Source organism: Microcoleus sp. ARI1-B5, assembly GCF_036705795.1.
In the GTDB taxonomy this organism is placed as follows: Bacteria; Cyanobacteriota; Cyanobacteriia; order Cyanobacteriales; family Microcoleaceae; genus Microcoleus.
Genome location: NZ_JAUBVK010000057.1, coordinates 3,877 through 13,707 on the forward strand (window position 1 = coordinate 3,877; position 9,831 = coordinate 13,707).

Here is a 9,831-nt window from a genome sequence, read left to right on the forward strand (position 1 = left end):
ATCGGACTCTGACGCTACCGTTCGATCGGGCTGTGACGCCGCCGTTCGATCGGACTCTGACGCTACCGTTCGATCGGGCTGTGACGCCGCCGTTCGATCGGACTCTGACGCTACCGTTCGATCGGACTCTGACGCCATTGTTCGATCGGACTCTGACGCCACCGTTCGATCGGGCTTGGGGGACGTGAGTTTCACGGCTGGATGCAGCACCCACAACTGCTGCAAGCCCGCCCGCAAACTTTTGAATTCTTCTTCCGGTAGCGAGGATAAAGTCAACCGGATCTCTTTTTCGCTCACCTCTTGTGGCGTTACCCTCGCCTCGCCGATTCTCACCTGTGCTCGATCGGCCTTCAATCGCTTGCCCCGAACCATCAATATACTATCCGCTACAATCGGTTGATTTGCCCCCGCTTCGGCGATCGCTTGGTCAACTACCGGCTGGCTGGGCGTTGTATAAAATTGCACGCTCCTTACTGGCAAGGCTCTGCCGCTTTGTCTGTTGCCTTCAATCAAAACTGCCCCGCCTTGGCAAGCAAAAGATAGCACGTAGGGTGTCTGGAAAAACACCGACCAAATTTTCGACAGTTCCTCTGTATTCATCTGGCTGGGAACGATCGTCACCCGCTCGACTTGCTGTTCCAAAGTAGAATCTGCCAAATAACTAAAATTCGAGTGATTCAGCGTCGCCCGAATCATCTCCGGCGTCAATATCGGGTTGTCAACAATGGTACGCACGGCGCTACCGAGCAAACGTTGGGGTTCCAACTCTATGTCATTGCCGTAAAAAGTCAGGATGTAAAACAAATCTAATCCCGCTTGAGCGTGTTTGATTAATTCTCCCTTGGGGCGGCGGTTGCGTAAGTCGTAATTCCGCCAAGCAGGATTTGGTGTCGCTTGATACAGATAAATATTCACTCCTACTTCTGGTGTCTTGCCCCCATTTGCTTCGGGGCGCACTGTGGTAACTTTGGCTCCCGGTACATCGAGTTGGATCGCTGATTGCAAAAGCCTTGCCAGCGTGGCTGTGACGGTGGCGATCGCCAGATAGTTACTCATTTTCTCTCGTGGTTAATCGATGTGGCATTTAAATATTGACGAATTTTTATTCATGAAAAACACAAATTACGCTGGGTGTAGTATAACAAAACTTTACTTAATTAATAGAGGAAATATCTAAAAATGGTCTATAATAACAGGCGTGAAGCTACCTAATTATGCCAAGCATTTAAAAATCAGCTACAAAACCGCGCGGCAGTGGTGGAAAAGCGGCAAGTTACCCAATCCAGCAAGGCAAACCGACACTGGAATAGTAATTGTCAATTTTAACCATCACGCCATATAGAAGGCAGAAACTCTGTCAAATTAAACAACCAAGTGGTTCTAAAGCGGTTGGTAAAAAAGAGTTTGGCAAGAAATAGAGGGTGCCTGGTAGTAGATCCGAAGCGGTGGACGCCGGTGTTCCCGACACAATTGGGTGCTTCATGGCGTTGCTTGCAACCTTAGTAGGTGGCGGCGTGATGTCTGCGATCGCTCCGAAATGGAACTACAAACTATATCGATCCATTAGCCATTTTAGCTAAGCTAAAAAATGGCACAAATTCAACATAGCAAATACTGAGAACGCGATCGTAAAAACAAGGTCAACTTAACCATTAACAGCGACGAGTTATTAACAAGAAGTGGTGGGCGATGCAACTTCGTGAAATTTACATATGAAAATTTGAACGAGCAAGTCACCAGATCGAAACGAGCGATCGAGATAACTGGTACGCAATAATAAACAAACGCGGTACGCAACAACGGGTCACTTTTTCCATCTAAGGAGAGATATATGGCAAGACTTGATTACTTTGCTCCTGGTGTATACGTCGAAGAAATCGATCGAGGCAGTCGCCCGATAGAAGGCGTACAAACGAATATCGGTGGCTTTATTGGCTTTACCGAAGCGATTCGCAATGGCGCGGAAATCGGCAAACCGATGTTAGTCACCAGTTGGAATCAATATTTAGAATACTTTGCTAAAGAAAACTCCGATGGATTCACAGACTTCGGTGCCTATTTACCCTTTGCCGTTAACGGTTGGTTCTTAAACGGAGGCGCGAGGTGTTGGATTGTTAGCATCGGTACCCAACTCCCCAAACCCGCAGAAAGTACCACCCAACCAGGCCCAGAATCAACCGCGCTGACGATCAAAACATCCGCCAAACGCGAGTCTTTGCAATTTATCCTCAAGCAGGGAGAAGAAGAAACAGATCCCAGCGCAGTCAACGTAGAAATTTGGCCTAGCGAGCCGAGAGCGTACCCGGAAGATCCAAACACCCCAGCCCCTGTCCCCGCTGAATTCTTCACCGTAGTCATCAAGCGCGAAGGGCAAGAACTCGAAAGGCACGAAAACCTGACAATGGATCGGAACGTGCAACCAGAGGTGGGAGACTATGCTGTCACCAAACTCCAAGAAGCATCCCAGTTCGTCACCGTCCTAGACCTGACTCAACGCGGACTACCCCTCACCCGCCGCCCCCTAGACGGTCAATATGAAGTCAGCCCTCCCCCTCTTTTACCGACGCAGGAAAACTTGTACGGATACGTGCAAGGGGTGCGCGACGATCGATCTGGCATACAAGGGCTGTTCGAGATTGACGAAATCACGATTGTCGCCTGTCCGGATTTAATGCTGGCGCACAAACAAGGTTTAATCGATCGCGACCAACTGCACGGACTGATGGATTTGATGGTAAGTCTGTGCGAAAACGCCGCACCCAATCCGCCCAACCGCATGGTGGTTTTAGATACGCCCCATGACTGCATCAAGCCGCAACAAGTAACTAATTGGTTGGATAACGAATTTAGTCGGCGTTCCATGTTTGCCGCGCTTTACTATCCCTGGATTAAAGTACCCAATCCCCGCAACGCTGGAAAACCGATTTTAATCCCGCCTTCCGGTCACATGATGGGCGTGTGGTCGCGCACAGATGAAACGCGGGGCGTCTACAAAGCACCGGCGAACGAAACTCCGCGCGGCGTCATCGGATTATCTTACGATTGCAACTTCCGCGAACAAGAATTATTGAACCCCAAAGGGATTAATTGCGTCCGCACGTTTCCAAATCGAGGCATTAAGATTTGGGGCGCGAGAACCTTAGTAGAACCGGAAAAAACCGAATGGCGTTACATCAGCGTCCGTCGCTTGATGAGCTATATCAATAAATCCATTGAATTAGGCACTCAATGGGTTGTATTCGAGCCAAACGACCAAGATTTATGGGCGAGGGTACGGCGGACAGTTAGCAACTTTTTGGAACGCCTCTGGCGGGAAGGTGCATTGTTTGGTGCCAGCCCCGAACAAGCGTTTTATGTCAAGTGCGATGAAGAAATCAACCCCCCTGAAACGATGATTCTAGGTCGGTTGTATATTGAAGTTGGCGTTTGCCCGGTCCGACCGGCAGAATTTGTCATCTTCCGCATCAGCCAGTGGAACGCCCAGGACGACCAGTGATCTCATGTTGGGTCGATTACCAGCAATCAAAAATGTTTGTAGTGTGGACTTTAGTCCGCTCCATCTTGCGGACTAAAGTCCACACTACAAACCTTACTTATTGTCAGTTACCAAATCACAAGGAGTTGAATTATGGCAGCAGGAAACGATGAATTATTAGTCAGTTGTAGGTTTTATTTTGAAGCTGACGGTTTGACAGATAAGCAAATTTTGGAAGTCTCCGGTTTAAGTGCTGAAAGTCCAGCCGCCGGGGGTGACAAGGTAATGGGTTCGGGTAAAAACGCGATGAACTTGCGTCAAGCTGCTCCCACCCGCGTCAAATATACTCCGGTTGTTGTCAAAGTTGTTGCTACTACCAACAAAGACCTTTATAAATGGTACGAAGATTGCAACAAAAATGCTGGCGGCAAGTCAGACTGGTCCTCAAATCGGAAAGCGGCTTCCGTCACCGTTTACGACCAAGCGGGAGAGATGAAAGCGCGTTGGGAGTTGCAAAATGCTTATCCTACTAAGTACGAAGGGCCAAAACTAGAAGCTGGTGCCAATGATGTGGCTAATGAAACCATCACTCTAGTCCACGAAGATATCAAACGAGTGCAGTAGGTAATATCATGTCCGATCGATCGACCGCAATAAAATTAGTTTGTAGTGAGGACTTTCGTCCTCACTGCAAACTGCGATCGATCGACAATCTGAAATTAGCCCGGAGATAAAATGGCAAACCTGATTAACGATTTTCCCGAAATCCTCACAAATTGTCGGTTTTATATCGAATTAAAACTAGAGGGCAGCCAAGAACCAGTTGATGCTTATTTTCTGGATTGCAAAGGGTTTAAACGCACTCAAGATGCGATCGAAGTTTGCGAGGTTACGCCCCAGCGTTGGGGTGCGGCGAAAATGGGTCAGGTTGTTCGCACCAAGGTTCCTGGGAATGTTAAAACTAACAATATAACCCTGCGTCGCGGCATGACTAAATCTACAACTTTGTGGAAGTGGTTTGAAGCAGTTCAAGAGGGAAATTGGGCTAAACAACGTCGAGATGGTTCTTTAACTATTTACGACCAAGCAGGCCAAGCACAGGCAATATTTCAGTTTCTAGGAGCTTGGCCTGTGAGTTATATTGCTGCCGATTTAAGTTCTGCTGGTGGGGATTTGGAAATTGAAGAAATGGAAATTGCTGTAGAAATGTTTGCTCGGCAACAATAAGCCGTAATGTCTCAAGATGTTTCAAACCGAGTTTGAATTTACTTTGCCCAAGGGGTTCTTAGATGCAGAGGGAAATTTACACCGCAAAGGTGTGATGCGTTTGGCAAAAGCGATCGATGAAATTTTGCCATTGCGCGACCCCCGCGTTAAGTCTAATCCTGCCTATTCTACGGTGATTATTTTATCGAGGGTGATAACTAGATTGGGTGCGTTAGAAGAAGTAACTCCAGCGGTAATTGAGGATCTTTTTGCTTGCGACTTAAATTATTTGTACCAATTTTACCGCCGCATTAATGAGTTGGAAGAGGATGTAGAGTCAAAAGAACCTAAAAAACCTTCTAATTAACAATTAGCAATTACCAGTTAGATATTGTTCGATCGATTGCTCGCAATAAAACAGTTTGTAGTGCGGAAGGGAGTCCGCTTCTTAGAAAGGACTGAAATCCTCACTACAAACCTTACCGATGGCGGTCGATCGAGCGGACAAAATATCAGTTACCAGTTATCAATTATTAATTCAGTTTGTAGTGCGGAAGGGAGTCCGCTTCTGAGAAAGGACTGAAGTCCTCACTACAAACCTTACCGATCGCGTTCGATCGAGCGGACACAATATCAGTTACCAGCTATCAATTATTAATTCGCTCGCTTGGGTTTAAGTTATTATAAGTTCTGCGTATTAGTTATATACAATCAGAGAGGAATGCAGTGAGACTCGCCGATTTAGTAAATTCTGTTGGAAGTAACTTTAGGGAAGTAGCAAACTTTATTCGCTATCCATTCCAAAACCTGTCTCGGATAGCGATGCGCCGCGCTCAAGAAGAATATGAAAAAGCTGAAATTCCTATTGGTAAAAAGACTGAAACGCGGGACAATTCTGTCAGTGGCTCTAACGGACATCTCCAAGGAAGAAACTCAAATGCAGGCAGTATGCCTATCCCGCAAGAGAGCCGATCGGAATCTCATGCTAGAACATCCCAAGTGAAAGTAGCAAATGGTAGTTTAAGCGAAATAGCGAATGCAGTAACGATCGCAGCGGTAAATCGGTTAGCCGGAAAAAGATCTCGCAGTGCAGAAACTATACCTATTTTGCCAAACGATCGAGAAATTATCGGAGGGCGTCGCGGCAGATATCGAGTTGAAGGATTTTTAGAAGATGGAGGAAGGGTGCGGCTGTATCGAGGAGTTATGGTTGTGAATAACAAGCCAATTCTGATAAAAGAATATCTGTTACCCGACGGAGATTTTAATCAAAAAGAAGCAGAAGAGCGAAAACAAAAGTTTGAAAAGCTAGCGAGTTTGAACCTCAAGAATGGAGGAGGGCAAGATTTTCGCTTAATTGGTTTTTGGGATGCGATCGCGCCTAGCAATGAAAAACGCTGCTACCTAATTTTCGAGCCACCGATTGAGAATAGCTTAACTTTAAGAGAGTATCTGCGGGAAAAGGGTGCTATGAATTCCCAGCAGGTGCGCGAAGTTTTGTCTCAAGTGCTGCAAACACTTTGGTTTCTCCACAATTACAGGCTACGAACTTTTGATGACGAATTCGAGCAAGGTTTGCCCCACGGCAATCTCAGTCTTGATAGCCTTTTAATTGAGATTAAAAGTCAGCCCTCTGCCTTAGATCGACCGCAATTTTTTATCTACGCAGCCGATTTAGCCCTCTGGGAAGATTTGTTTAAACCACCCACTGCTAAAATTAGCGATCGCTCGCCCAAACAAGATTTAATCGATCTGGGATATGTAAGTTTTTACTTGTTGTCGGGAAAAACAATAGACCCCGATACCGCTCAACCGCTTAACCCCAAAGTCGAACAAGATTGGTCGCCGGAATTTAAAGATGTTAGACTAAAGAAATTCATCCGCCGTCTGTTAGGAATTGACCAGCCATTTAAAACAGCTTTTGAAGCAAAGCAAGCACTTTTAGCGCCGATGCCGATCGAAGTTGAAGCGCCAGTTCATGAGGTAACAGAACCAGATGAAGCTACAGAAAATAGCCGTAAAACTTCGGTTGTTCCGCTGCTCTTAACAATTCTTCTCTTAAGTTTACTGGCGAGCTTGTTGTGGCAAATTATTGTCAGATTTATTCAAGTTTCGCCTCAAATTAAAATGCCTGTTTTTAATTCTTCCGAACCCTGCTGTCTTTTAAAAATCGAGGGAGTTCCAACTGGAGAGTTTGCGTACATCACCGAGGATGAGGGAATTTGGAGTTATATCCTCAATACAGTTAGTTTGGTTTCTTATAATAAAACGCTTGCTGAAGAGTTAAAAATTCGCGATCCGAGATTAGAAAATTATAGGCTCAATATTTCAGACGCCAACCTAATAAAAGCGATGAGATTGAGGAGAGCAAACTTTGCCCTGACTACTTATATCGAAGACTTACCCGATGACATGGAGCAGGTTGAAGTTGCTTATGATGGATTGGTAGTATTTGTAGCTTTCAGCGATAACAAAAGACACCAGAGCATTCCGAATGCCTTGAACGGCAAAATTACGCTCGACCAATTACGAGAAATTTACAAAACAGAAAAACTCACCGATTGGTCACCTCCCGAAGGGATCGATCGCAACATCAAACTTTATATGCCTTTTGATAATCTTCAGGCTGTTAAACTTGTTGAAGATTTAGTGTTTCAAGGAGATCCACCTCAAGAGTTTACAAATTTGCCTAAAAAAATGATGGGAGATGCGCGACCGCCAATCAATGACAAACCAATAGATGAAAGTTATATTTTAGGAGAAATACTCAAAGATTTCGAGCAGGAGCAAAGGGTGGGAGTTGGTTTTGGTTTGCTCAGTCGCGTGTTTAACCAATGCGCGGTTTATCCCTTGGCTGTAGGAGAAAAAGGTCAAGAAGTTCAGCCGTTAGTTCAACAGATTGACAACCAAGTAAAACCGATCGAACCGACGACCGATTTATGCAATGATAAAGGGAGTTATTGGCCTGATGTTGAAGCATTCAAGTCTGGTAGGTATCCGTTCATCTACCGTTTGGTAGTAGTTTATCCTAAAGATGAGGCGCGATCGATGGCAGGGAAAAAATTTGTAGAACTGCTAAAAACAGATGAGGGACAACGTTTGCTGAGCGAAGCAGGACTTGTGCCACTGCGAACTTTAGCTAAGAGGAATTAAAGGATGAATGCAAGGAAACAAGATGAAATGGCTGTGTTAATTGATAAAGTTATTTTAGATCCAATATTGCTGCGAAAATTGAGCGATATAGTTTATGAATTGATGCTGGAAGAGTTGAGAAATACGCGCGATCGCGCTGGAAACTACAGGAGGACAATCTGATGTCTAAAAACGGTCAAGTCACGCACGAACTGAACTACGTAACTGCAAATCGCTTTTACGTGGAAATGGAAAGTAATATTACGGCTTCGTTTAGCGAGTGTTCGGGATTGGGAGTCAAAATCAAAAAAGAAACTTATTTTGAAGGTGGTGTCAACGACCAACAGCGGATTATTTTAGGTCAAGCTGAGTTCTCAGATGTCACTCTAAAACGCGGTATTACCGATGATTTTGTTTTTTGGGATTGGGTAACTAATACCTTAAGCGGCAGCAAAAAAGAACGGCGCAATGTGAATATTTTGCTCTTCAACCAAGCAGGGGAAACCATGCAATGCTGGACGTTAGTAGCAGCCGTTCCAATCGGTTGGAAAGCGCCATCACTCCAAGCCAACTCTAACACGGTGGCGATCGAAGAATTGACCCTAGCTTATGAAGGATTGAAAATAGTAAAAGCAGAAGGAGGAGGTGCGATAAAACTCCGCCCCGGACGCCATCCATCGGGTTATTTTTTATAGCAAATGGCTGAACAAATTCGCTCTTAGGCAATTATTATGACTTTAAAGCCTCTAGGTTTGAAAGATTCTTTAATTAGACCCACTTCTCTGGGACATAACTTTAAACCCCTGCGAACGCTATCACCTTTATGTCAGTCTTTCACTCCACTAGGACAAAGCTTGCAGCCATTGGCTAATTCTGTGATTCAGCCATTACAGGAGGTAAATGAAGATTGGGAAATTGGCAACTGGCAATTAGATGCGGGGATGCAAGTAGGAGAAGATGGGGGAAATTTTGCTGGAGAAATTCCTCAGTTTTCTGATGGCCAATTACCTATTATAACTCGAACCAATTTTAACTCAAACGCAGGCGAGACAACTACCCCACAAGAGTTTGTCGGGGAATCTATTACAAATTATCGATCCGAAAAAGAGCCTTTACCTCCAAATCCCGCAGCATTGAATAATGCTAGCGCTGCGACTAATAACATCGCTCAACTTAAACCGTTAGGATTTTCTAAGCCTTTAGTTGAAGAATCTGCTTGTGATATTTCGAGTTTATCAGACTTGCCTCAATTTACACAAAGGCCAAGTACATCTAGTTATGAAAATCGAGTTGCTAATTCTGGAGAAACATCGAGTTTTTCTAATTCGATGCCAGCGGATACGGTGGATATATCCAACAACGTATCGCCAACAATTTCGGCAACACCTGTCAATAATATCTCTGATTCCGCATCTTTAGAGTTACCTCATATCGGCAGATTTAACGCTAGTTCTCTAGGTTTCAACAATCAGTTAAACTCTCAATTTATAACTGAACCTTTACCACAAGCGCAAACAAGGGTTTCGGCCAAGCTAAATTTACATACAGAAAAATCGCCTGCTTCATCTACTACTAATAAGGGAGAGGTAGATGCGATCGAACCAAGTTCTCCCAATTTAATCCCAGCTAAATATGAGCCTGAATTATATCAAAAAATTGGATTGTTAGAGCCCGAATTAATTGGAGAACAAACAGAAGGTTTAACTGCTAAAACTGATGGAGAAGAGGGGGCGGTCGCACCTACTTCGCCCAACTTAATCCAATCTAAAAACTCTCCCGAATTATCTCAAGAAACAGGAACAATACAGCTAGAATTAATCGGAGAAGAAACAGAAAGTTTAACTCCCCAAACAGAGAGAGAAGGGGAGGCGGTCGCACCTACTTCGCCCAACTTAATCCAAGCTAAAACCTGTCCAGAATTATCTCCAGAAACAGGAACAATACAGCCAGAATTAATCGGAGAAGAAACAGAAAGTTTAACTCCCCAAACAGAGGGAGAATTGGAGGCGATCGAACCA

9 protein-coding genes are annotated in these 9,831 nt (G+C 44.8%); 8 read left to right on the forward strand and 1 reads right to left on the reverse strand.

The genetic code is table 11. From position 1 onward, the window contains the following. On the reverse strand, positions 1 to 1,056 hold a 1,056-nt coding region (locus tag QUB63_RS34445), incomplete at its 3' end, for a DUF4255 domain-containing protein (protein WP_332949880.1). 775 nt (positions 1,057 to 1,831) lie between these two features. Here QUB63_RS34445 and QUB63_RS34450 point away from each other — a divergent pair. The 8 genes from QUB63_RS34450 to QUB63_RS34485 all read left to right on the forward strand — a co-directional run. Then, a complete protein-coding gene (locus QUB63_RS34450) occupies positions 1,832 to 3,496 on the forward strand; it encodes a phage tail sheath family protein (protein ID WP_332949881.1) in 1,665 nt (554 codons plus the stop codon). A 132-nt stretch (positions 3,497 to 3,628) separates the two neighbouring features. After that, positions 3,629 to 4,099, forward strand: coding sequence for a phage tail protein (locus tag QUB63_RS34455; RefSeq protein WP_332949882.1), 471 nt, complete (start codon positions 3,629 to 3,631; stop codon positions 4,097 to 4,099). 111 nt (positions 4,100 to 4,210) lie between these two features. Next, positions 4,211 to 4,702: a phage tail protein gene (locus QUB63_RS34460; protein WP_332949884.1), complete on the forward strand. Its 492-nt coding sequence runs from the start codon at positions 4,211 to 4,213 to the stop codon at positions 4,700 to 4,702. 16 nt (positions 4,703 to 4,718) lie between these two features. Continuing rightward, positions 4,719 to 5,048 (forward strand): hypothetical protein, encoded by a 330-nt coding sequence (locus tag QUB63_RS34465; protein ID WP_332949885.1) that lies wholly within the window; start codon positions 4,719 to 4,721, stop codon positions 5,046 to 5,048. A gap of 359 nt (positions 5,049 to 5,407) precedes the next feature. Then, complete coding sequence (locus tag QUB63_RS34470) at positions 5,408 to 7,834, forward strand: substrate-binding domain-containing protein (protein ID WP_332949887.1); 2,427 nt, start codon at positions 5,408 to 5,410, stop codon at positions 7,832 to 7,834. Between the two features lie 3 nt (positions 7,835 to 7,837). Continuing rightward, the gene (locus QUB63_RS34475; RefSeq protein WP_332949888.1) at positions 7,838 to 7,996 is read left to right on the forward strand and encodes a hypothetical protein; all 159 of its coding nucleotides are present in this window, start codon (positions 7,838 to 7,840) and stop codon (positions 7,994 to 7,996) included. Next, positions 7,996 to 8,508, forward strand: a complete 513-nt coding sequence (locus QUB63_RS34480; RefSeq protein WP_332949889.1) for a phage tail protein — start codon at positions 7,996 to 7,998, stop codon at positions 8,506 to 8,508. The genes QUB63_RS34475 and QUB63_RS34480 overlap by 1 nt, the downstream gene beginning before the upstream one ends. A 36-nt stretch (positions 8,509 to 8,544) precedes the next feature. Continuing rightward, on the forward strand, positions 8,545 to 9,831 hold a 1,287-nt coding region (locus tag QUB63_RS34485), incomplete at its 3' end, for a hypothetical protein (RefSeq protein WP_332949890.1).